Source organism: Pseudomonas sp. SDT291_1_S447, from assembly GCF_054070155.1.
On sequence record NZ_JBSVXS010000031.1, the window covers coordinates 22079 to 43269 of the forward strand.

21 protein-coding genes and 1 pseudogene are annotated in these 21191 nt (G+C 60.6%); 8 read left to right on the plus strand and 14 right to left on the minus strand.

Features of this window, described 5'->3' with window-relative positions; translation table 11 throughout:
* The first annotated feature begins 149 nt into the window (after positions 1-149).
* Positions 150-818, plus strand: coding sequence for an isoprenoid biosynthesis glyoxalase ElbB (gene elbB / locus ACW9IR_RS12915; protein WP_038359087.1), 669 nt, complete (start codon positions 150-152; stop codon positions 816-818).
* A gap of 120 nt (positions 819-938) precedes the next feature.
* Here elbB and ACW9IR_RS12920 read toward each other — a convergent pair whose 3' ends face one another.
* Together ACW9IR_RS12920 and ACW9IR_RS12925 are read right to left on the minus strand one after the other, a co-directional pair.
* On the minus strand, positions 939-1394 hold the full coding sequence (locus tag ACW9IR_RS12920; protein ID WP_007911138.1) for a YaiI/YqxD family protein: 456 nt from the start codon (positions 1392-1394) through the stop codon (positions 939-941).
* A gap of 105 nt (positions 1395-1499) precedes the next feature.
* A complete protein-coding gene (locus tag ACW9IR_RS12925) occupies positions 1500-3395 on the minus strand; it encodes an FTR1 family protein (RefSeq protein ID WP_457463524.1) in 1896 nt (631 codons plus the stop codon).
* 190 nt (positions 3396-3585) lie between these two features.
* On the opposite strand from ACW9IR_RS12925, the gene ACW9IR_RS12930 reads away from it, so the two are divergent.
* The 5 genes from ACW9IR_RS12930 to ACW9IR_RS12950 all read left to right on the plus strand — a co-directional run bounded on the left by ACW9IR_RS12930 (position 3586) and on the right by ACW9IR_RS12950 (position 8349).
* Positions 3586-4986, plus strand: coding sequence for a COG3014 family protein (locus ACW9IR_RS12930; RefSeq protein ID WP_457463526.1), 1401 nt, complete (start codon positions 3586-3588; stop codon positions 4984-4986).
* Between the two features lie 207 nt (positions 4987-5193).
* Positions 5194-6588 (plus strand): COG3014 family protein, encoded by a 1395-nt coding sequence (locus tag ACW9IR_RS12935; protein ID WP_457463528.1) that lies wholly within the window; start codon positions 5194-5196, stop codon positions 6586-6588.
* Positions 6589-6603: 15 nt separating this feature from the next.
* Positions 6604-6978 carry a YcfL family protein gene (locus ACW9IR_RS12940; RefSeq protein WP_007911131.1) on the plus strand — a complete coding sequence of 125 codons (375 nt, stop codon included), beginning with the start codon at positions 6604-6606 and terminating at the stop codon, positions 6976-6978.
* Between the two features lie 36 nt (positions 6979-7014).
* A complete protein-coding gene (gene lpoB, locus ACW9IR_RS12945) occupies positions 7015-7602 on the plus strand; it encodes a penicillin-binding protein activator LpoB (RefSeq protein WP_016772610.1) in 588 nt (195 codons plus the stop codon).
* Between the two features lie 3 nt (positions 7603-7605).
* Positions 7606-8349 carry a penicillin-binding protein activator LpoB gene (locus ACW9IR_RS12950; RefSeq protein WP_102901418.1) on the plus strand — a complete coding sequence of 248 codons (744 nt, stop codon included), beginning with the start codon at positions 7606-7608 and terminating at the stop codon, positions 8347-8349.
* 114 nt (positions 8350-8463) lie between these two features.
* On the opposite strand, the gene rhtB is transcribed toward ACW9IR_RS12950, so the two are convergent.
* From rhtB to ACW9IR_RS12965, 3 genes are all read right to left on the minus strand, one after another.
* Positions 8464-9096 carry a homoserine/homoserine lactone efflux protein gene (gene rhtB, locus ACW9IR_RS12955; protein WP_102901419.1) on the minus strand — a complete coding sequence of 211 codons (633 nt, stop codon included), beginning with the start codon at positions 9094-9096 and terminating at the stop codon, positions 8464-8466.
* 156 nt (positions 9097-9252) lie between these two features.
* A complete protein-coding gene (locus ACW9IR_RS12960; protein ID WP_102901420.1) occupies positions 9253-9834 on the minus strand; it encodes a mechanosensitive ion channel family protein in 582 nt (193 codons plus the stop codon).
* Complete coding sequence (locus ACW9IR_RS12965; protein ID WP_457463532.1) at positions 9834-11744, minus strand: ATP-binding cassette domain-containing protein; 1911 nt, start codon at positions 11742-11744, stop codon at positions 9834-9836. Before ACW9IR_RS12965 ends, ACW9IR_RS12960 begins: the two co-directional genes overlap by 1 nt.
* A 50-nt stretch (positions 11745-11794) precedes the next feature.
* Here ACW9IR_RS12965 and ACW9IR_RS12970 point away from each other — a divergent pair, with 50 nt between their 5' ends.
* Positions 11795-12256 (plus strand): TIGR02444 family protein, encoded by a 462-nt coding sequence (locus tag ACW9IR_RS12970; protein ID WP_457463533.1) that lies wholly within the window; start codon positions 11795-11797, stop codon positions 12254-12256.
* Here the strand turns inward: ACW9IR_RS12970 and ACW9IR_RS12975 are convergent.
* Complete coding sequence (locus ACW9IR_RS12975; protein ID WP_457463535.1) at positions 12253-13473, minus strand: AlgP family protein; 1221 nt, start codon at positions 13471-13473, stop codon at positions 12253-12255. The two genes, ACW9IR_RS12970 and ACW9IR_RS12975, sit on opposite strands and share 4 nt — an antisense overlap.
* Positions 13474-13665: 192 nt before the next feature.
* Between ACW9IR_RS12975 and ACW9IR_RS12980 the strand changes: the two genes are divergently transcribed.
* Positions 13666-14331: an FKBP-type peptidyl-prolyl cis-trans isomerase gene (locus ACW9IR_RS12980; protein WP_095119846.1), complete on the plus strand. Its 666-nt coding sequence runs from the start codon at positions 13666-13668 to the stop codon at positions 14329-14331.
* Between the two features lie 60 nt (positions 14332-14391).
* On the opposite strand, the gene ACW9IR_RS12985 is transcribed toward ACW9IR_RS12980, so the two are convergent.
* The 8 genes and pseudogenes from ACW9IR_RS12985 to ACW9IR_RS13020 all read right to left on the minus strand — a co-directional run.
* Entirely contained in the window at positions 14392-14850 is a 459-nt protein-coding gene (locus ACW9IR_RS12985) for an Rsd/AlgQ family anti-sigma factor (RefSeq protein WP_038359126.1), read from the minus strand.
* Positions 14851-15033: 183 nt separating this feature from the next.
* A complete protein-coding gene (locus ACW9IR_RS12990) occupies positions 15034-15585 on the minus strand; it encodes a disulfide bond formation protein B (protein ID WP_102901424.1) in 552 nt (183 codons plus the stop codon).
* Positions 15586-15803: 218 nt separating this feature from the next.
* Positions 15804-17042 (minus strand): heme biosynthesis protein HemY, encoded by a 1239-nt coding sequence (locus ACW9IR_RS12995; protein ID WP_186613380.1) that lies wholly within the window; start codon positions 17040-17042, stop codon positions 15804-15806.
* Entirely contained in the window at positions 17039-18181 is a 1143-nt protein-coding gene (locus ACW9IR_RS13000) for a uroporphyrinogen-III C-methyltransferase (protein WP_102901426.1), read from the minus strand. The genes ACW9IR_RS12995 and ACW9IR_RS13000 overlap by 4 nt, the downstream gene beginning before the upstream one ends.
* Before the next feature lie 16 nt (positions 18182-18197).
* A complete protein-coding gene (locus ACW9IR_RS13005; RefSeq protein ID WP_102901427.1) occupies positions 18198-18959 on the minus strand; it encodes a uroporphyrinogen-III synthase in 762 nt (253 codons plus the stop codon).
* Positions 18956-19897: a hydroxymethylbilane synthase gene (gene hemC / locus ACW9IR_RS13010; RefSeq protein ID WP_102901428.1), complete on the minus strand. Its 942-nt coding sequence runs from the start codon at positions 19895-19897 to the stop codon at positions 18956-18958. The genes ACW9IR_RS13005 and hemC overlap by 4 nt, the downstream gene beginning before the upstream one ends.
* Positions 19898-20035: 138 nt before the next feature.
* Complete coding sequence (locus tag ACW9IR_RS13015; protein ID WP_095119840.1) at positions 20036-20782, minus strand: LytR/AlgR family response regulator transcription factor; 747 nt, start codon at positions 20780-20782, stop codon at positions 20036-20038.
* A pseudogene (locus tag ACW9IR_RS13020) lies at positions 20779-20919 on the minus strand (sensor histidine kinase); the annotation flags it as partial. The gene ACW9IR_RS13015 and the pseudogene ACW9IR_RS13020, both read right to left, overlap by 4 nt.
* Between the last annotated feature and the right edge of the window lie 272 nt (positions 20920-21191).

Sequence of the window (21191 nt, forward strand, 5' to 3'; positions counted from 1 at the left end):
CACGCAACAGACTTGGCAAATAATGAACACCCCGCCGTTGTTGCGATCCATGTAGAAAGCGCTCCATGCAGGTGCAGCCGCGACTTGGGCCTATGGCAACGCGCGACAATTTAGTGGACATTTAGCGCCATGAATCTGGAGAGAAACCCATGAGCAAAAAAGTTGCAGTGATCCTGTCCGGCAGTGGCGTGTACGACGGCGCCGAGATCCATGAAAGCGTCATCACCCTGCTGCGCCTCGACCAACGCGGCGCGCAGGTGCAGTGCTTCGCCCCGAACATCGCGCAATTGCATGTGATCAATCACCTGACCGGCGAAGAAATGCCCGAGTCGCGCAACGTTCTGGTGGAATCGGCACGCATCGCCCGTGGCAACATCAAGGACATCCGCGAAGCCGACGTCGACGATTTCGATGCGCTGATCGTGCCCGGGGGTTTTGGTGCGGCGAAGAACCTCTCGAACTTCGCTGTCGAAGGCGCAGGCTGCAGCGTGCAGCCGGAAGTGCTGGCACTGGCCGAGGCGTTTGCCGAAGCGGGCAAACCGGTGGGCCTGATGTGCATTTCCCCGGCATTGGCGGCGAAGATCTATGGCCCGGGCGTAACTTGCACCATCGGCAACGACGCCGACACGGCCACGGCAATGAACAAGATGGGCGCCACCCACGAAGACTGTGCGGTGACGGAGATTATCGAAGACAAGGCGCGCAAACTGGTGACGACCCCGGCTTACATGCTGGCGCAGAACATCAGTGAAGCGGCGTCGGGGATCAATAAACTGGTCGACCGCGTCCTCGAACTGACCCACGAAAACGACGCCTGACACGGTCTACTGTAGGAGTGAGCCTGCTCGCGATGGCGGTGTATCAGGCGGCACATATCTGTTGAATGACCGACCGCTATCGCGAGCAGGCTCACTCCTACAAGGGGATTTGTGTAGGGCTTAAGGTTTGCGCGTCAGTCGGGTGAGGATCCGGTCCAGCGCATTGGCAAACGCCTGTTTTTCGCGATCGCCAAACGGTGCAGGTCCACCGCTCATCTGGCCTTGTTCGCGCAGATCGGTGAACAGGTTGCGCACGGCCAGGCGCTCGCCCATGTTCTGCGCATCGAACTCCTTACCGCGCGGATCCAGCGCCGCGACGCCCTTCTTCACCAGCCGGTCGGCCAGCGGGATATCGCTGCAAATCACCAGTTCACCCGGCACCGCGTGCTCGACCAGATAGTCGTCTGCCGCATCCGGGCCGCTCGGCACCACGATCAACTTGACGATGGCCAGCCCCGGTTTGATCTGCGGCTGCCCGGCCACCAGCACCACTTCGAACTGGCGCTTGAGCGCAAACTTCACCACCAGATCCTTCGCCGCCCGTGGGCAGGCGTCGGCATCGATCCATACACGCATTTTTCTAACCTCCAAAAACAATTCGCGAGCAGGCTCACTCCCACAGAATACACACCGTCCCTGTGGGAGCGAGCCTGCTCGCGAATGTGAGCGCAGCGAATGCTGTCAGGCGACTACCCGCCGCTTCTCCGCCATCCAACTGCGCCCATACAACACAGCAATCGCCAGAATCGCCACCGCCTGCGCCGTCAACGAATACGCATCGGCATGAATTCCCAGCCAGTCGAATTCAAAGAACGCCACCGGCCGCGTGCCGAAGATCCCGGCTTCCTGCAAGGCCTTCACACCGTGCCCGGCAAACACCACCGACAGCGCACACAGCAGCGCCGCGTTGATGCTGAAGAACAGCGTCAGCGGCAGTTTCGCCGAACCGCGCAGAATCACCCACGCCAGCCCCACCAGCAGCACCAGTGCGGTCGCGCCGCCGGCGAGCACGGCGTCATGCCCGGCCGGGCCGGCCTGCAGCCACAGGGTTTCGTAGAACAGGATCACTTCGAACAACTCGCGGTACACCGAGAAGAACGCCAGAATCGCGAAGCCGAAACGTCCGCCGCCACCGACCAGACTGCTCTTGATGTAATCCTGCCAGGCCGCTGCGTGGCGACGGTCATGCATCCACACACCCAGCCACAAGACCATGACACTGGCGAACAGCGCCGTCGCGCCTTCGAGCAGTTCACGCTGCGAACCACTGACATCGATGACATACGCCGCCAGCGCCCAGGTGCCCAAACCCGCCAGCAGCGCGAGGCCCCAACCGACGTTGACGCTGCGCACCGCCGATTGCTGGCCGGTGTTGCGCAGGAACGCGAGGATCGCCGCCAGCACCAGAATCGCTTCCAGACCTTCGCGCAGCAGAATCAGCAGTCCGGAGATGTAGCTCAGCGACCAGCTCAGGCCATCACTGCCGAGCAACCCGGCGGACTCTTTCAACTTCGCCTTGGCCGCGTCGAGACGCTGCTCGGCCTGCTCGACGGGCAAGCCGTCCTGCAAAGATTGCCGATAGGCCATCAAGGATTTTTCAGTATCCTTGCGCACAGTGGCGTCGACGTTATCCAGCGAACTCTCGACCAGTTCGAAGCCTTCCAGATACGCCGCTACCGACAGGTCATAAGCCTGATCGTGTTCACCGGCGCGGTACGCGGCAAGACTCTTGTCCAGGGTTGCCGCGGTGTAGTCGAGCAACTGCGCCGGGCCACGCTTGACCTGCGGCGGCTGCGCGCGTTGCGCACGGAACGTCACCGCCGCTTGCGGGCCTTCGGCAGCCTGCACTTCGGCCGGGGTCTGGCGCGCCAGATCGGCGATGTTGTAGCTCTTCTCCGACTTGGCCGCCGCCGGATCGGCGCTGAAGCCGGCGATGTAAGTCGCCAGATCCCAACGCTGGCGATCATCGAGCTGATCGGCAAACGCCGGCATGTCGGTGCCTTCGACGCCTTGGCCGAGGGTGTTGTAGATCGCGTACAGGCTCAGGTGATCCAACCGCGCCGCATCACGCAGATTGGCCGGTGCCGGGGTCATGCCGAGTCCCGCCGGACCGTCACCGGCGCCGCTGTCACCGTGGCACACCGAGCAATTCTGCGCATAGAGCGGTGCGCCGCGAGTCGGATCCGGAGTGATGATCGGTGCCTGGCTGACTTCATACGCCACCGCCAGTTGCGCGCCCAGTTGCCGCGCCTGACGGGCCACTTCGGCGCCGTCCTGCTTCGCGGTGATCGCTGTTTTCAATGCGCTGACACCTTGCTCCAACGCAGCTTTTTCAGGCTTGGCCGGCATGCCGGCGATCAAGCCTTGCAGCGCTTGGGTGAACTCCAGTTGCTCGCGATATTCGGAGTCATCGACCACCTTGCCTGCGGCTACCGTCGGCGGGTAGTCGGCGCTGATGTAGTCGAGCAGGTGCAGCGCTTGCGGTGCGCCTTCCACGGTATCAGCCAGCAGATTGAAGCTGCTCAGGGCAAACAGCGGGAACACCAGCCAGGCCAGAAAACGGGACGAGGCAGTCATGGAGGATTCTCAAATGGAAATGCGAAGTTACATATTGTTCACTTCGAACGCGTTTCCCTCAAGCTTTGTCGACGTAGCGCCACACATGACGCGAGCCATCGGCCTACAAAAAATGCCACATCACTTAGCCACTATTGCACCCTATACTGCGCGACCTGTCGCATTTCCCGCTCAAGGATGAACCCCTTTCATGCGCCATCGCTTGTACTTGCCCCTGTTGATCGCCGCCGTTGTGCACCTGAGCGGCTGCGGTGCGTATCGCAATTACGATCTGGAACTGCAACAGACCACCGATCAGTTCAAGTCCGGCAACATCGACAGCACCCTGTCCGTGATCGAGGCGAACAACCCGGCTGCGGAAAAAGACCTGCTCTACTATTTCGAAAAGGGCACTGTACTGAGTGCCGGCGGCGAGTTTGCGCAGAGCCAGACAACCTGGCGCAGCGCCGAGCAGATGATCATCGAGCGCCAGGACACCATTGAAACCACCGGCGACAAGTTGCTCGCCGCCATGGGCAATCACTGGGGCAGCATCATCAATGACAAGCTGCGCCGCTACGATGGCTACGACTACGAAAAAGTCATGCTGACCACGCAAATGGCCCTCAACCAACTGGCCATGAATGACTTTGACGGTGCTCGCGCCGACATCAAGAAAACCCACGAGCGCGAAGCGCTTATAGCCCGCCAGCGGGAGCTGGAATACGAGCGTGTCGAAGAAGCGGCCAAGGCCCAGGGCGCGCGCGTGCATTACACGGATCTGCAGGGTTACCCCGTGGTAATGCTCGAATCGCCTGCGGTGATTGCTCTTAAAAACGGTTACCAAAGTGCATTCAGTCACTATCTCGCCGGCTTCACTTACGAAGCGCTGGGCGAGAAAGATCTGGCAGCGCCCGGCTATCGTCAGGCAATAGAACTGCGCCCGGACATGGCGTTTTTCCAACAGGCATTGCGCGACCTCGACAGCCCTGGCTTGAAGGCAGACGAAAGCGATGTGCTGATCATCGTGCAGAGCGGCCTGGCGCCGGCCCGAAGCTCCGTGCGCGTGCCCTACCCGGTGAAGCTCGCGGACGGGCAAGTCATCGTCGCCAATGTTTCGTTTCCTGTGATGGTTCCCGACACCTCGACCCCGGCATTCAATCAAGTGGCTATTGATGGTCGTCAGAAAAAGCTGATTGCGGTCAACAGCATTACCGACATGTCCCTGCGCACCCTGCGTGACGACATGCCGGGCATTATCCAGCGCACAACCTATCGGGCATTTCTGGCGGCCGATGTTCAGGCTACGGACAATCGACGCGATCCGAGCAAAGCCTCCTACGTCACGCACTGGGATGGCTTCGAGCAGGCCGACACCCGCACCTGGCGCACCCTGCCCAACCTCACCCAGGTCGTGCGCCTGCGCCTGAAAAAAGGTGACCACCTGATCAGCCTGCCTAACGCGTCCGGGGCTGCGCCACTGAAAATCCGTATCGACCAGAACCGCCAGGTTATCGGCCTGCGTGCCTTGGGTGATCGGGTGTTTGCCAATGGCAGCGCATTTCAGTCGGATGGGGCGCCGGCAAAGAGCGTGGTATCCAACCTGAAATAAGTAATGGCACCAAACTAACAAGTGCGATTAAAAAGCTATTACATAGCCATCACCGCCTGCTTATAATGCCGCGCCCGCGTTATTGCGATCGGGCATTAAAGCTCCTCAGGTTATGAGGAATTGGCAGGAGGCCAGCGCCACTGTCGATGGGTCACACCAGCCCGACCAGCATTCGCGGCTGTTTTACTCCAGGGAAGAAGTACCCCCATGGCATTCCGCGCCCCCACCTTGATCGCGCTCAGCGCCGTCACTCTGCTGTCCGGCTGTTCGGCGTTTCGCAACTACGACTCCGAACTGGCACAGACCAACCAGCAACTGGCCAACGGCAACGTTGACGCCGCGCTGACCCTGCTGGAAAAGAACAACACCGGCCCCGACAAAGACCTGCTCTATTACTTCGAGAAAGGTGAGTTGCTGCGCGCCAAGGGTGACCTCTCCGGCAGCCAGAATGCCTGGAGCAGCGCCGATGGGGTGGTCGGTCAGTGGGAAGACGCCGTCAAGCTCGACACCGGGAAGTACCTGGCCCAGTTCGGCAGCTTCATCGTCAACGACAAAGTGCGTCGCTACGAAGGCTACGACTACGAAAAAGTCATGCTGACCACGCAGATGGCCCTGAACCTGCTGGCGGTCAATGACTTCGACGGTGCGCGTACCGCGATCAAGAAGACTCACGAACGTGAAGCGGTGATCGCCGAGTTGCGTGACAAGGAATACCTCAAGAGCGAAGAAGAGGCCGAGAAAGAAGGCATCAAGACGCAGTACAAAGACCTGCAGGGCTATCCGGTCGCCAGTCTCGACGCGCCGGAAGTGGTCGGTCTGAAAAACAGCTACCAGAGTGCGTTCAGCCATTACCTGTCCGGTTTCGTCTATGAAGCCCTGGGCGAAAAAGGCCTGGCTGCACCGGGCTACCGCAAGGCTGCCGAACTGCGTCCGAACACGCCGCTGCTGGAGCAGGCGCTGGTCAACCTCGACAAGCCGAGCAAATCCGCCGACAGCGACATCCTGATCGTGGTGCAAAGCGGTCTGGCGCCAGCCCGTGACTCGATCCGCGTGCCGTTGCCATTGCCGATCTCCAACAACGTGGTGATCACACCGTTGTCGTTCCCGATCATCAAGCCTGACACCTCCACGGCGACTTTCGCGCAGATCGGTGTCGACGGTCAGCAGGTCGATCTGACCGCGCTCAACAGCACCACCGCGATGTCCCGCCGCGCCCTGCGCGACGATATGCCGGGAATCATCGTGCGCACCACCGTGCGGGCGATCACCAAGGGTGTAGCGCAGAAGCAGATCAACGAAACCAACCCGCTGGCCGGTCTGGCAGTCGGTATCTCTTCAGCTGTGCTCGAAGGTGCCGATACCCGTACGTGGCGCACCCTGCCGGATTACACCCAAGTGGTGCGTCTGCGTCTGAAAAAGGGTGAGCATCAGGTTACCCTGCCAAGCGCCGTCGGCGGTTCAGTGGTCAAGGTCACTGTCGATCAGCGTTATCAAGTGATCACTCTGCGCGCCGTGGGCAACCAGGTGTTCGCCGGTGGCCTCGCCGCACACGTCATCCCGAGCGCCGGCGCGACCAACGTCGCCAGCCTCAAACAACCTTAAGAACGGAGTCTTTGCATGCGCTTCAAACTCATCGCCGTCGCCGCCCTCGCCTTGTTGGCGAGCGGCTGCGCCACCCCGCCACCGCCAGAGCCGGGCAGCGCCGCGAGCAAAGTCGTGGCCATGGGTCCGCAGAAACACATCGTCGTCGGCGCCATGCGCGTCGCTCGCGAAAACGGTTTCATGACGGTCAATGTGCAGTTGAGCAACACCCTCAACAGCAACAAGATTTTCTACTACCGCTTCGCCTGGCTCGGCGCGGAAGGCTTCCCGATTGCCGAAGAAGAAGTCTGGAAAAGCCAAATGATGTACGGCGCCCAGACCAGCTTCATTCAGGGGATTGCCCCGACCCCGAAAGCCGTGGACTTCCGTCTGGAAATCAAGACGCCGTAAGCCTGCCACCCTATTCCTGTTTTAGAGAGCACTCCCATGTTTGCACGCTTTTCCTGCATCGCCGTCATCGCCCTGCTGGCCTCCGGTTGCGCCAACACTTCGCCGACCCTGGGCAGCAAGAACATCAGCTACGGCGACACCAAAGCGGTTGAAACCGTGACCAACGAATTCGGTTCGACCGACCTGCAAATGATCGCCGAATCGATGACCCGCTCGCTGGCTCAGTCCGGCATCCTGCAGGGCCGTCCGGTGGTTCAGGTCTACGACGTGAAGAACAAGACCAGCGAGTACATCGACACCCGCGAAATCACCACCAGCATCAAGACCCAGCTGATGAAGACCGGTGTGGCACGCTTCGCCAGCGACAACAACGCGATGCAAAGCCAGGTTGACCAGCTCAAGCTGCAAAACCAGAGCGGTCTGTACAAGAAAAGCACCGTGGCCAAGACTGGCAACATGGTTGCCGCCAAGTACCGCATCGAAGGTTCGATCAGCTCGATCGTCAAGCGCAGCAGCGACTACAAGGACGTCTTCTACAAATTCAGCCTGCAACTGATCGACGTTGAAAGCGGTCTGGCCGAGTGGATGGACGAAAAAGAGATCCGCAAAACCACGGAGCGTTAATTGATGCGCGCATGGATTGGCATGATGGCCCTGGCTTGCGCGTTCAGCGTGCAAGCGGCCCCGAAAGTCGCGGTGACGGATCTGGCTTACCAGGAACGTGTGGAGCAATACATCCACATCGTTTCGGCCCAGAGCAATCATCGCGAGGGTTACTACAGCTCCAGTGGCTCTTCGAGCTACAACGAGATTGAAGCAACGACCAGCTACATCGAACAGACCGAGCTGCGCAAATTCACTGGCGACATCAAGGGTGAAATTCTGCGTACCGGCATGTTCCAGCTGGTGCAGGGCACGCCGTACACCGCGTCGTCCAAGGGTGACGTCTACGACGTGATCAAACGCATCAAGGCCGGTAACTTCAAGGGCGCCGACTACGTGCTGTTCGGCACTGTTTCGGACATCGACTTCACCCAGGACATCAACGAGCTGGCGAACACCGACAGCTATTCGGCGGTGCTGGGCCTGACGCTGGTGGCGGACTTCAGCCTGATCAACACCAAGACCTTCGAGATCACCTCGGCCTTCACCGCGATGGGCGAAGCGCAGGACACCAAACTGGTGAACCACCGCGACATCAAAATCTCGCTGAACCGCCCACGGGTGGTGCGTGACGTGTCGAAGGCGCTGGGTGAGGACGTGGCCGGGCAACTGAGCATGCAGCTCGGTGGCGGCGGTTACGAGCAGCCGCGCGAAGCACCGCAGCGCAACAATCTGCCGCGTGATACCGCGCCGGTGATTTTGCGCTGATGACTGGCCCCTGATCTTTCCCATGCACCGCGTCGGAATGCATCCCGGAACGCTCCGCGTTTCAGCCACAAAAAAGGCGACCGGCAAAGGTCGCCTTTTTTCTGCCCGCGCTGTTTACACCGCCGCTTTACGCAACGTCGCCATAAACGCCGCGGCACCGATGAACAGCCCGGCAAACGTGCGGTTCATGCGCTTCTGCTGCTGCGGTGTGCGCAACAGACGCAAGACCTTCGATGCGAGACCGGTGTAGCCCGCCATCACGATCAGGTCGACGCAGACCATGGTCACGCCAATCACTACATACTGAATCAGCAACGGCGCATGCGGGTTGATGAACTGCGGCAGCACCGCGAGCATGAAGACCAAGGCTTTGGGGTTGCTGATGTTCACCAGAAAGCCACGGAATATTAGCGCCAGCGGCTTGCCGATCGGCCGCACCGCCGCGTCATCACTCATGTCCATGGGCAGCGCGCGCCATTGCTTGATGGCCAGGTACACGAGGTAAGCCACACCAAACCATTTGATCGCGTGGAAGGCCGTTGCCGAAGCGGTCAGGATCGCGCCAACACCGGCGCCGACAATCGCGATTTGCACCGCCAGGCCAATCTGCAGGCCGAGGGCGTTCCAGTAACCGCGCCAAAAACCGTATTGCAGACCGCTGGACATCGACGCAATGGCGCCAGCACCCGGAGACAGACTGATCACCCAGCAGGCGGCAAAAAACGCCAGCCATGTTTGAAGCTCCATCGCACACCTCGCATCTGAATCGTGACAGACGCTCAAGCTAATGCGGATTGGGGCTAAAAGCAAAAGATCGCAGCCTGCGGCAGCTCCTACACGGGATTGACGTTCACCCTGTAGGAGCTGCCGAAGGCTGCGATCTTTTGATCTTGCTTGGAAAATCTACTTCTCGAATCCGCTGGAAGGAAACACATCCGTCCCGCGCCAACGCCGCACCGAGCGCTGGAAAAACAAGCTGTTCGGCACCTGCACCATCGCGCTGCCAGTGCCCAATTCCTCAGCCTCGATCAACGTGGTGTAGAGCAGATTGATCGCCACCACTCGCCCCTTCACGCCGGGCTTGTCCGTGGTGTCCACCAGCTCAACGATATCGCCCAGCCGAAACGGCCCGACCGTGAAGATCAGAATCGCGCAGAGCAAATTCGACAGCACACTCCACATCGCAAAGAACGCCACCGCCGCCACCGCGACGAACCCCGACAGCGCCGTCCACAGCACCGTGGCCGAGACACCGAGACGTTCCAGCACAAATATCAGTGCACTGCCCATGATCAGCCAGCGCAGCACACCACGCAGCGGCATCAGCAACTGCGGCGGGAACGGATAGCGCTCACCCAATCTTGTCAGGCCTTTGGCGACGAAGCGCTGGGTGAGGTAACCGGCCAGCAGGATCAGCAGAATCTGCACCGTGAACCAGACCGGCTCGACCCACACCGCCGGCAGCGGCAGCTTGAACGCATCCATCAGGACAGCGCCTCCAGCTCCGCCTGCATGCTTTCCAGCACCTCGAGGGCTTCCATCCACGCTTCTTCCAACTCGCCTTCGCGAACCTTCAGTTTGGCCTGCTCGGCGAGCAGATCACGCAGTTCGTTCTTGCGCGCCGGCTCGTAGATGTCGCTGTCGCCGAGGCTGGCATCGACCTTGGCGAGTTTCTCGTGAAGCTTGCCAAGCTCAGCTTCAAGCTTGTCGGCTTCACGCTTGTGCGGGGCCAGTTGCTGACGCAAGGCAGCTGCAGCCTGACGCTGAGCCTTCTTGTCGGTCTTGTCCGGATTGACCGGGGTGTTGCTGACCGGCGCGTTGCGCTGGCGGTATTCCACCAGCCAGCGCGCGTAGTCTTCGAGGTCGCCATCGAACTCTTCGACCTTGCCGTCAGCGACCAGGTAGAAATTGTCGGTGGTGCTCTTGAGCAAATGCCGATCGTGAGACACCACCAGCACCGCGCCACTGAATTCCTGCAGCGCCATGGTCAGCGCCAGGCGCATTTCCAGATCGAGGTGGTTGGTCGGTTCGTCGAGCAGCAACAGGTTCGGGCGTTCCCAGGCGATCAACGCCAGGGCCAGACGCGCCTTTTCGCCACCGGAGAAATTCAGTACCGGCTCATCGATGCGCGCGCCACGGAAGTCGAAACCGCCGAGGAAGTCGCGCAGGGTCTGCTCGCGTTCGGTCGGCGCCAGACGCTGCATGTGCAACAACGGGCTGGCCTTGGAATCCAGCGAATCGAGTTGATGTTGAGCGAAATAGCCGACCACGGTGTTCTCGCCACGGGTCAGGCGCCCGGCGATCGGTGACAGCTCGCCGGCGAGGTTCTTGATCAGCGTCGATTTACCCGCGCCGTTCGGGCCAAGCAGGCCGATCCGCGCACCCGGGGTCAGTTGCAGCTTGACCTTCTCCAGGATGGTTTTTTCGCCGTAACCCAAGCTGGCATCGGACAGGTCGATCAGCGGGCTGGAGATCTTGCTCGATTCGCGGAAGACGAAGTCGAACGGCGAATCGACGTGGGCCGCCGACAGCTCTTCCATCCGCTCCAGTGCCTTGATCCGGCTCTGCGCCTGACGGGCCTTGGTCGCTTGCGCCTTGAAGCGGGCGATGTAGCTTTCCATGTGCGCACGTTGCGCCTGCTGCTTCTCGTAGGCCTGTTGCTGCTGGGCCAGACGCTCGGCACGCGCACGTTCGAACGCGGTATAGCCGCCGCGATACAAAGTGATCTTGCGCTGATCGACATGCGCGACGTGATCGACGACTTCGTCGAGGAAATCGCGGTCGTGGGAAATCAGCAGCAAGGTGCCCGGGTAGCTTTTCAGCCACTCTTCGAGCCAGATGATCGCGTCGAGGTCCAAGTGGTTGGTCGGTTCGTCGAGCAACAACAGGTCCGACGGGCACATCAAGGCCTGCGCCAGGTTCAGACGCATCCGCCAGCCACCGGAGAAATCGCCGACCTGACGATCCATCTGCTCGTTGGTGAAGCCGAGACCGGCGAGCAGCTTGCGCGCCCGCGCATCGGCGGTGTAACCGTCGGCGCTGTCGAGTTCCGAGTGCAGACGGGCCTGAGCGGCACCGTCGTGCGCCGCTTCGGCGGCGGCGAGGTCACGTTGCACCTCGCGTAGACGCAGGTCTCCATCGAGCACATAGTCGACGGCAAGGCGCTCGAGCGTCTCGATTTCCTGGCGCATGTGGGCGATGCGCCAGTCAGCCGGCAGGAAGCAATCACCCGAGTCGGGGTGCAGCTCACCCCGAATCAGGGCGAACAGGCTCGATTTGCCGGCGCCGTTGGCACCGATGAGGCCGGCTTTGTGGCCGGCGTACAGGGTCAGCTCGGCGTCTTCTAGCAGACGTTGCGGGCCACGCTGTAAAGTCAGGTTCTGAAGTCGGATCATAATGGCGGCGGAGTCTACCAGCTTCGCTCACAACTGGCGCGAGTAGCACGATGTCCTCTGACCTGTGGAGCTTTTCCCTTGCCACCTACGCCCGACCGGGCGTGGAAGACGCCTGCCTGCAACTGCAAACGGCGGGCGCCAATGTCTGCCTGCTGCTGTGCTGCTTATGGCTGGAACAACGTGGCGCAACCTGCGACGAACAACGCGTAAGGCAGCTTCAGGCGCTGACCGGACAGTGGGATATCGAGGTGGTGCAGCCGCTGCGAACCCTGCGCATGCAATGGAAAGCGCGGGCGGTGGATGACGCGGTTTTGAAAGGCATGCGCGAGCAGATCAAATCACTGGAGCTGGAAGCTGAGCGAGCGTTGCTGTCACGGCTTGAAGGTGTGGCGCAGGAGTGGACGCGAAACGATGCTGGTTCAACAACCTGGCTTGAAGAGTTGGCCGGCACGGTGGCCAACCCGAACCGCGACGCGCTGCAAGTGCTGCGCGTCGCGGCAACCGACACTTAGGAAGCGCTGGTTGGGTTGTTGCTGGTGCTCGACACAGCGGCTGGCGATGGCGCAGTCGATGGCGTCGAGGTAGTCGCGGCTGGAGCAGCTGCCGATGGCGCAGCCGACGCTGCCGGTGCGGCAGGCTTAGCGGCAGGCGCGGTAGCCGGTTTAGCGGCAGCTGGTTTGGCAGCGGCTGGCTTTTTAACGGCTGGTTTTGCAGCTGGCTTGGCGGCTGGTTTTGCAGCAACAGGCTTGGCAGCAGCAGTCGCTGGTTTGGCAGCAGCGGCCGGTTTAGCGGCTGGCTTGGCTGCCGGTTTGGCGGCGGCATTCACGGCTGGCTTGGCAGCAGCTTTTGCTGGTGCTTTTGCTGGTGCTTTTGCAGCTGGTTTGGCGGCAGCTGGTTTAGCGGCAGTCTTGGCAGCTGGTTTTGCAGCAGCAGTTTTAGCAGCAGGTTTTGCGGCAGCTTTGGCAGCAGGTTTAGCTGCGGCAGTTTTCGCTGGAGCAGCTTTTGCTGCAGCTGGTTTGGCGGCTGGTTTAGCAGCGGCGGCACGGGTAGCCGGCTTGGCAGCGGCAGTACGCGCAGCAGGTTTTGCCGCCGTGGTTTTAGCCGCTGGTTTTGCAGCGCTCGCCGCAGCAGGTTTCTTCGCTGCAGGTTTTGCGGCCGCTTTGGCAGCTGGTTTTGCAGCGGCTTTCACCGGTGTTTTTGCAGCTGGCTTGGCAGCGGTTTTAGCAGCAGCTTTTGCAGCAGGCTTGGCCGCTGCGGTTTTCGCTGGAGCTTTTGCAGCAGCAGGTTTGGCCGCGGCTTTCTTCGCCGGTGCCGCTGCCGGTTTGGCTGCGCGGGTGGACAATACTTTGCCCACGGCTTCTTGAACGCGACCAACACCCTGAGCCAGTTTCAGGCTTTCCTGGGCATCGCGCTTGAGTTGCAGAATGTAGCTGCGAGTGTCGGACTGACGATCCTTCAAGGCATCGAGCAGGTCTTCCAGTTCTTTCACGGCGCCTTTGGCTTTGGTCTGTGCCTTGGCTTTGCCGGCGGCAGCTGCGTCCTGCAATTTGGTGCGGGACTTGTGCAGTTTTTCTTGCGCCTTGCCGCGTTGCTTTTCCAGTTTGGCGAGCAGTTTTTCAGCATCAGCCAAAGCTTGAGAGCAAGCGTTTTCCAGATGCTCGAGCAAACTGCCCGAGAGTTGTTGGAGTAAGTGCAACGGAGTATTTACAGGCTTCTTGGTGGCCGACATGGTTTACCTCCTGGCTGACGTGAGTGCGGCTCATACTAGACCTCTGCAGTTACCGCCGCTAGGGCATCTTGACAGTATCGATTGCGTTGCGTTGCACCGAATCGAAAATGTTCTGCGCGAAGTCAAAAGCAGTTCACCGTTGGCGACGTTCGCGCTGGCATAATCCACCGCATCTCAGGACGGAGAGTGCCCATGTCGCGCTACTTTTTTTTATCCCTCTGGATGATTTTTTCGGCCGCTCATGCGGACGAAAAAACCACCGCGAATGATGCTCACGATCTGGCCTACAGCCTCGGTGCCAGCCTCGGTGAACGACTGCGCCAGGAAGTCCCGCAATTGCAGATTCAAGCGTTGGTCGACGGCTTGCAGCAAGCCTATCAAGGCAAGCCGCTGGCGCTGAGCGAGGCACGGATCGAGCAGATTCTGGCCGATCACGAATCGCAGAATGCCGAACACTCGGCACAGCCTTCGAGCGACGCGGCGATGGAAAACGAACAGCGTTTTCTCACCGCTGAAAAAGCCAAACCAGGCGTGAAGGAACTGGCCGACGGCATCCTGCTCACCGAGCTGACGCCTGGCACCGGCACCAAGGCCGGGCCCGATGGAAAAGTGCAGGTGCTGTATGTCGGTCGATTGCCCGACGGCACCGTGTTCGATCAGAACACTCAGCCGCAATGGTTCAATCTCGACAGTGTGATTGCCGGGTGGCGCACTGCGTTGCAGAACATGCCGGTGGGCGCGAAATGGCGTCTGGTGATTCCATCGGATCAGGCCTATGGCGCCGACGGTGCCGGCGACTTGATCGCTCCGTTCACACCGCTGGTATTTGAAGTGGAGTTGCGCGGCGCCACCAGTTGAGCAGGCAATAAAAAACGGTGCGCTTTTGGGCGCACCGTTTTTTTCGATCAGGGAAAAAGATCAGGCCTGAACCGGATCCTCTTCCTTGTGTGCTGTGTGCAGCACTTCAATCAGGCAGTCTTCGAGTTCGAAGCGCTCGTGCAGCAGGCCACCGAGTTCCTTGAACTTCTCGGCTACGCACTTGCCTTCATCGCACAGATCGTTGAAGGCGAGCAGCTTCTCGGTGATGACGTCGATGCGCGGATAGATCGTCTCGGCGAGCTCCAGACCGCGCTTGTCGTTGAACGCCTTGGCTTCACCAGTCAGCTGTTCATAGATTTCGAAGTGCCCGGCCGATACATAATCGACCAACACACCGCAGAATTCCTGCAAGGGCTTGCGGCTCTCGGCCAGCGACTCAGGCTGTGCGCCGAGCTTGTCGTAGGCGCCGATCAGCTCTTCACGCTCCTGCAACCAGCGGTCGATCAGCAGATGAACTCCACCCCAGCGTTCCTGAGCATTCTGACAACTTTCGAGCATGGCGATCTCTCTTCCCTTGTGGGTCATGCTGCTCTACACCCGCGCCCCTCTTTTGAGTTTGACTTGGGGGACGGCCGGGCAGAGCTTCATCGAGCAACATAAATCCAATGACACGTGCGGGCCAGATTATGCCCGCACGCCTATGGCTTCAAGGTACGCAGGAGATAAAGTTCATACAAGTGTTTAATCCCGCAGCAGCTGCCGGTGCGACGCTTCGCCGCTGAGCGGGCGTTGCAGAGCACTCCAGACCAGCCGTAACAATTGATATACCGCCAGTATCGATACCGCGACAAAGAACAACAGGCTCCACTCCGGGATGCTCAGGTCGAACAGCGTCCAGGATATTTCCGCGCAATCGGTGCCGCCGCTAAACATCTTTTGCAAGGCGCAGATCCAGGGCAGACCACTGAACAATGTCTCGGGGTGCGGGGTACATTTGAGCAGTTGCAGCATCGGGTCACTCTGTATCAATACCTGTCGCCAGGCAGCCGTAGTGCCGCCCAGGCTCGCGACCAGCGTCAACAGCCAGTAGAACCACAAACCGACACGCCCGGGGCCGTGCACCGCTGCCATGCCACTGGACACGCACAGCAGCGTGAGGAACAGGCGCTGCACCAGACACAGGCTGCACGGCGTCAGACCGACAGCATATTCAAGATAATAGGAAGCTCCCAGAGCAAAGGCCCCCGCAGTGAAAGCCATGAAGAACAAGGAGCGTGAGCAGGCCAACGACATGGCTTTTCCGTAACAGTAGAGACAGACGGTTACGGTAGAGGAAAGCGTGTCAGCCTTTCAAGGCGAGGCCCTGCCGACAGTTCACCAGAGGTGTAAGGAAAACCCGACAGGTTCAAGAGGAAATGGTGTAGCCCGCTGTAGGACTTTGCCTGGGACGATTGCTGAAGTTGAAATTTCAGCCACAAAAGGTAAGCGAGGGAGCGAGCTCCCTCGCCACTTCAGACCTGCGCTGGAACCGGCAACGGCGCGGCCAGCAGGCGTTCGTCCAGCAGACCGAGGCCTTCCTGGAACAACTGATTGCTGCGTTCGGTATCGCCCAACTGTGCAAGCAGGCGCGCCAGCTCTGCACAGGCCTCCGGATTGCGCTGCACACGCAGGCTGCTTTCCAGATAATCCCGCGCTTTACCCCAAAGGCTGGTTTGCAGACACAACCGGCCGAGGGTCAACAGCAAGCTCGGATCGTTCGAATGTTCCTTCAGCCAGCCTTCGGCGGTTTGCAACTGACGGGCCGGATCGCTGCCGCGCACCAGACCATAGAGGCGGGCCAGATGGCTGTCGTACTTGCGCTTGAGGGCAGTGCGCAGCACTTCTTCCGCTTCGACCTGAGCGCCCAATTGCCGCAACTGTTCGGCATACGCCAGTACCAACGGCGGTTCCTGACGCTGCGCCGAGGTGAGTTGCTCCCAGGCGCGCGTGAGCGACTGCAAGCCAACGCTGCCATCCTCTTCACGCTGTGCGGCCAGAGACAGGTTTTCACCCCAGGCGCGGCGTTCGAGTTCGGCCAGTTCAGCACGCGGCAGGACTTTGTCCTTGCGCAATTCCGGCAGCAAACGAATCACCGCCGACCATTCGCCGCGCTGCTGATACAAGCGCTGCAACTGACGCAGCGTCTGTGCATTGTGTGGATGCCGATCGTGCATCGCTTGCAGGGTCACCAAGGCACCGTCGGTATCACCACGATCGGTCTGCAACTGCGCATGGCTCAAGGCAATCGCCAACTCTGCCTGCGGCTGACGCTCCAGTGCGCGCTCCAGCAAACGATCGCACTCTTCGTAATTGCCTTGTTCGTTGGCCGCGCGGGCAGCGCCGAGGTAGTACAGCAGCGGCTGGCGCTCGGCCTCAGCCGCTCGATACAGATGACGCTGCGCGCTGGCCCAGCGACCTTCGGCCAGATCCAGTTGACCGTGCTCGATCGCCACTTGCACGCGCCGACTGCGGTTGCGTCGCGACCAGGGATTGACCACGCCACTCGACGTCATGACCAGCTCGACCAAGGCCTTGATGCCCCAGATCAGCAGCCACAACACCGCGATCACCGCCAGCGTTGCCCAAAGGCTCGCTTCGTAACGGAAGCTCTTGTAGGCAATCAGCACGTAGCCGGAATGCTGGGCCACTGCAAAGCCCAGTGCCGCCGTCGCCGCGATCACCAGAAACACGATCACATACAGGCGTTTCATGGCGTGGCCTCCTGCGCAGTATTGGCCGCAGGTTTGGCAAAGGGTTTCACCGACTCTTCGGCGTTGACGTTGCGTCGCTCAAGGTAGGCTTGCACGGCACTGAGGGTGCCGGCCAGATCAGGCGTCGTGACCGTGACCGGTTCCTTGCTCAACTCACCGACCTGTTCGAGCATCACTTTGCTTTGCGGATTGTCCGGATTGAAATTGCCCTTGAGCACATCGCGCGCTTCGGCCAGCGCCTGGGTGTAGACCGGCGCCTGCCCGTTGAGGGCGGCCCACTGCGCCTGCTCCAGTGCCAGGCTCAGCGCCAGGCGCACCTGACTCAGGCTCTGCCCGGCCAGCAGCGGCCGCACATTTTTGTCGGCGTTGAAATCGATACGGATGTAGCGCGAGACCTGATCCCACCACTGCGCCCAACGACTGGCACCGTCACCGTCAGCGGTCAGGCCCAGCAGTGATTCGCCGCGATCCTTGTACTCCGGCGCCAGCTCGGTGAGTTCGATGACTTGATCACGCAGTGCGCCGAGACGCAGGAACAGTCCGGTGCGATCCGGCTGCGCGGTGCTGCGCAGCGCCACCAGGGTTTTCGCTACTTGCTCGCGAGCGGCGAAAGAGCCGGGATCGTTTTGCTCACGAAGAATTTCGTCAGCGCCCTGCACCAGCGCTTGAGCACTGCTGATGTCCTGCAACGCCGAAAGACGCAAGCTGGCCAGACGCAGCAGGTGCTCGGCCTCGGCCAGACGCCAGTCCTTGCGGCTGGCACCGAGAACCGTTTCCAGACGCTGATTAAGGCGCTGTTGATCGCCCTGAAGTTGCGTCACCAGACGCTGGCGCTCGGCAAGTTCGTCGGCCCCCGGCAACTGCGCGAGGCGCTCGGTCAGGCGCTGCTCATTGAGCTTCAGGCTCTGCGCCTGATCGTTCAATGCCTGCACTTCACCGGACTGCTGCTGAGTATTGGTCTGCAGGTGACGGACCTGCCAGACACCCCAGCCGCCGATCGCGACGCCGGCAGCGCCGAGCAACAGGGCGACGATGGCCAGTCCATTGCCTCGGCGCGGCTCTATGGCCGGCGGTGGAGTTTCAACCTGGGTTTCAATCACAGGTTGCACATCATCTTTAGGCAAGGCTGTTTCGCTCACGTATCCATCCTTTGCATTAGAAAACGGGTACGGGATGCTCCCGTAGCGCCGTCAGCAAAGCCGCGGCACTCGCGCCGCGGCAATCCACAACTGTTTGAGCCCCGGCGGCAAATGCCTGCTCGGCGACTCTTGGGCTTGGTACAAACAACGGCAATTGCGCGATTGTCGGCCAGGCATCGCCGGCCATCTGACGCAGGTGCTCGAAACCCTGTCCACTGCTGACCACCAGCCCGTTCAAGCGTTCCGCTTCGATCCGCCGCGACAGTTCCTTCGGGGCGTAGGCTGGCAGATCACGTCGATACAATTCCAGATACTCGACACTAGCACCTAGCTCGCGCAGGCGCTCGGCGAGTAGTTCGCGGCCGCCCTCACCGCGCAGGATCAACACCCGCGCACCGGACTGGCCGACCGCCTCACGCAGACGCGGCAATTGCAGCAAGGCTTCGCTGTCATCACCGGCGGCCGGGAAATTCGCGTCCAGACCGTGATCCAGCAGAATCTGCGCGGTCGCCGCGCCGACACTGAACCAAGGCATCGTCAGCGCAGAACTGCCGTTGAGCAGATCCAGCGCAATACGTGCCGCGGGCTTGCTGACGACGATCACTGCGCTGCAACCGGACAGCTGCGCCATCGACTGACGCATTTTGTCAGAGACTGGCAGCGGGACAATTTCCAAAAGCGGCAGGCAACTGCTGAAAATCCCCTGCGCGGCCAACGTCGCGGCCAGCGCCGCACAGTCTTGCGCAGGGCGTGTCAGCAGTAGGCGCCAGCCAGTCACTCGTGACCTGCCTCGCCGTAGACCGCTTTGAGAATGTCGTCGGCGCCCTGGCTGAGCAAGTCTTCAGCGACCTTGACGCCCAATGCTTCGGCATCGGTACGCGGCGCGCGCGCCTCAGCGCTCAGCAGCTTGCCGCCACTCGGTTCACCGACCAGACCACGCAACCACAACTGCTCGCCTTCGAGCACCGCATAGCAGGCGATCGGCACTTGGCAGCCGCCATTCAAATGTTTGTTGAGGGCACGTTCAGCGGTGACCCGCGACGAGGTATCGGCGTGATGCAGCGGCGCGAGCAAGGCGTGGATTTCAGTGTCGGCGCTACGGCATTCAATGCCGACCGCACCTTGGCCACCGGCCGGCAGACTGTCGTCGACGCTGATCGCCGAGGTGATGCGGTCTTCGAAACCAAGACGGATCAGACCGGCCGCCGCGAGGATGATCGCGTCGTACTCACCGGCATCGAGCTTGGCCAGGCGCGTGTTGACATTGCCACGCAAGAAGCGGATTTGCAGGTCCGGACGACGAGTCAGCAACTGTGCCTGACGACGCAGACTCGACGTGCCGACAATGCTGCCGGCAGGCAACGCCTCCAGGCTGGCATAGGTGTTGGAGACGAAAGCATCACGCGGATCTTCACGCTCGCAGATGCAGAACAGGCCAAGGCCTTCAGGGAAGTCCATCGGCACGTCTTTCATCGAGTGCACAGCGATATCGGCTTCGTTTTCCAGCAGCGCGGTTTCCAGTTCTTTGACGAACAGGCCCTTGCCGCCGATCTTCGACAGGGGCGAATCAAGCAGCTTGTCGCCGCGACTGACCATGGGCACCAGCGTCACCAGCAAACCCGGATGGGCCGCTTCCAGACGAGCTTTGACGTATTCGGCCTGCCAGAGGGCCAGCGCACTTTTACGGGTGGCGATGCGGATTTCGCGAGAGGACATGGATCAATCCGTACTGAATAGATACGGCGGATAATAACAGCTCAGCCAAATCCACTTTGACTTGAATCAGAGTCGGCACGGCCTCCCTGGCCGGCAATGCCTGGTAAATAGAATGAAGAACCGCCCGGAATGACCGGGTTAGAGCCCCTGCATCATCTTGCGCACACCGGCCACATGCCGACGGCTGACGATCAGCGCATCACCATTGAGACCTTTGAGGAACAACTGGAAATGCCCCAGCGGCGTACGTTGCAGCCGCTCGATACGATCGCGGGCAACCAGCGCGTTGCGGTGGATACGCACGAAGCGTTCACCGAATTCGTCTTCAAGGGCCTTGAGCGGCTCGTCCAGTAACACTTCACCGGCCTCGTGACGCAGGGTCACGTATTTGTGGTCGGCGATGAAGTAGACCACCTGATCCAGCGGGATCAGTTCGATGCCTTTGCGGGTACGGGCACTGATGTGGCTGCGCGGGCCGGTGCCGCTTTCGGCAGCGGGACGGGTCAGGGCCGAGAGTTGCGTCCGATTGGGACGTTCAGCCCGTTTCAGGGCGTCATGCAGATGTTCAGTTCGCACGGGTTTCACCACATAGCCCACGGCGCTGGCCTGCAGGGCTTCCACGGCAAATTCATCGGGGCTGGTGCAAAACACCACAGCCGGCGGCGTTTCGCGTTCGCACAGACGGGCAGCGACCTGCAGGCCATCGAGGCCTGGCATACGGATATCGAGTAGCACGATATCCGGCTTGTGGCTGTCGATCAGTGCCAACGCCTCTTCGCCATTCGTGGCGCTGGGCTCCAGAACTGTATAACCCTCGAGCTCGCTCACCATTCGGCTGAGGCGCTCGCGAGCCAGTGGTTCGTCATCAACGATCAGGACATTCATATTGCGCTGGATTCCTGCGTGAGTCTCGCACAAGGATAGCGTAGACAGGTGAAGTGACGTCCGTCACCGCGATCCACGCTAAGACTAGCCCGAGCGCCAAAAAGTGCCGTACGTCGGCCAGCAATATTTGCCAGTGTCCGGGTCGTACTGCTCAAAGCCCGCTGTTTCCTGCGTTTTTCACGGGGATTGCCGAAGGACAATTACACCCATCCCCTCTTCTTATAGTCGGCGGCCAGACCTTTGCGCGATCCGCGTTCGCGCCGACCCTTATGTCCTACTGTAGACGCTCGTCGGGCCGATATTGCTCAATCGAAAAATATCCTTGCGCAAATCCCCCGGGCGCAGCGCCGACTATGGCGCACACAATGAGAAAAAAACGTATCGACCGGTGTCAGCGACAGTCTGGGCA

Excerpts from the sequence above, each read along its gene's own strand:
- ACW9IR_RS12920 (WP_007911138.1), bottom strand. The coding sequence starts at position 1,394 with ATGCGTGTATGGATCGATGCCGACGCCTGCCCACGGGCGGCGAAGGAT.
- hemC (WP_102901428.1), bottom strand. The coding sequence starts at position 19,897 with ATGTCCTCTCGCGAAATCCGCATCGCCACCCGTAAAAGTGCGCTGGCC.
- ACW9IR_RS12990 (WP_102901424.1), bottom strand. The coding sequence starts at position 15,585 with ATGTCGTTGGCCTGCTCACGCTCCTTGTTCTTCATGGCTTTCACTGCG.
- elbB (WP_038359087.1), top strand. The coding sequence starts at position 150 with ATGAGCAAAAAAGTTGCAGTGATCCTGTCCGGCAGTGGCGTGTACGAC.
- ACW9IR_RS12950 (WP_102901418.1), top strand. The coding sequence starts at position 7,606 with ATGCGCGCATGGATTGGCATGATGGCCCTGGCTTGCGCGTTCAGCGTG.
- ACW9IR_RS12940 (WP_007911131.1), top strand. The coding sequence starts at position 6,604 with ATGCGCTTCAAACTCATCGCCGTCGCCGCCCTCGCCTTGTTGGCGAGC.
- ACW9IR_RS12980 (WP_095119846.1), top strand. The coding sequence starts at position 13,666 with ATGTCGCGCTACTTTTTTTTATCCCTCTGGATGATTTTTTCGGCCGCT.
- ACW9IR_RS12960 (WP_102901420.1), bottom strand. The coding sequence starts at position 9,834 with ATGGATGCGTTCAAGCTGCCGCTGCCGGCGGTGTGGGTCGAGCCGGTC.
- lpoB (WP_016772610.1), top strand. The coding sequence starts at position 7,015 with ATGTTTGCACGCTTTTCCTGCATCGCCGTCATCGCCCTGCTGGCCTCC.
- rhtB (WP_102901419.1), bottom strand. The coding sequence starts at position 9,096 with ATGGAGCTTCAAACATGGCTGGCGTTTTTTGCCGCCTGCTGGGTGATC.
- ACW9IR_RS12970 (WP_457463533.1), top strand. The coding sequence starts at position 11,795 with ATGTCCTCTGACCTGTGGAGCTTTTCCCTTGCCACCTACGCCCGACCG.
- ACW9IR_RS12995 (WP_186613380.1), bottom strand. The coding sequence starts at position 17,042 with ATGAAACGCCTGTATGTGATCGTGTTTCTGGTGATCGCGGCGACGGCG.
- ACW9IR_RS12930 (WP_457463526.1), top strand. The coding sequence starts at position 3,586 with ATGCGCCATCGCTTGTACTTGCCCCTGTTGATCGCCGCCGTTGTGCAC.
- ACW9IR_RS12935 (WP_457463528.1), top strand. The coding sequence starts at position 5,194 with ATGGCATTCCGCGCCCCCACCTTGATCGCGCTCAGCGCCGTCACTCTG.
- ACW9IR_RS12985 (WP_038359126.1), bottom strand. The coding sequence starts at position 14,850 with ATGCTCGAAAGTTGTCAGAATGCTCAGGAACGCTGGGGTGGAGTTCAT.
- ACW9IR_RS13015 (WP_095119840.1), bottom strand. The coding sequence starts at position 20,782 with ATGAATGTCCTGATCGTTGATGACGAACCACTGGCTCGCGAGCGCCTC.
- ACW9IR_RS12925 (WP_457463524.1), bottom strand. The coding sequence starts at position 3,395 with ATGACTGCCTCGTCCCGTTTTCTGGCCTGGCTGGTGTTCCCGCTGTTT.
- ACW9IR_RS12965 (WP_457463532.1), bottom strand. The coding sequence starts at position 11,744 with ATGATCCGACTTCAGAACCTGACTTTACAGCGTGGCCCGCAACGTCTG.
- ACW9IR_RS12975 (WP_457463535.1), bottom strand. The coding sequence starts at position 13,473 with ATGTCGGCCACCAAGAAGCCTGTAAATACTCCGTTGCACTTACTCCAA.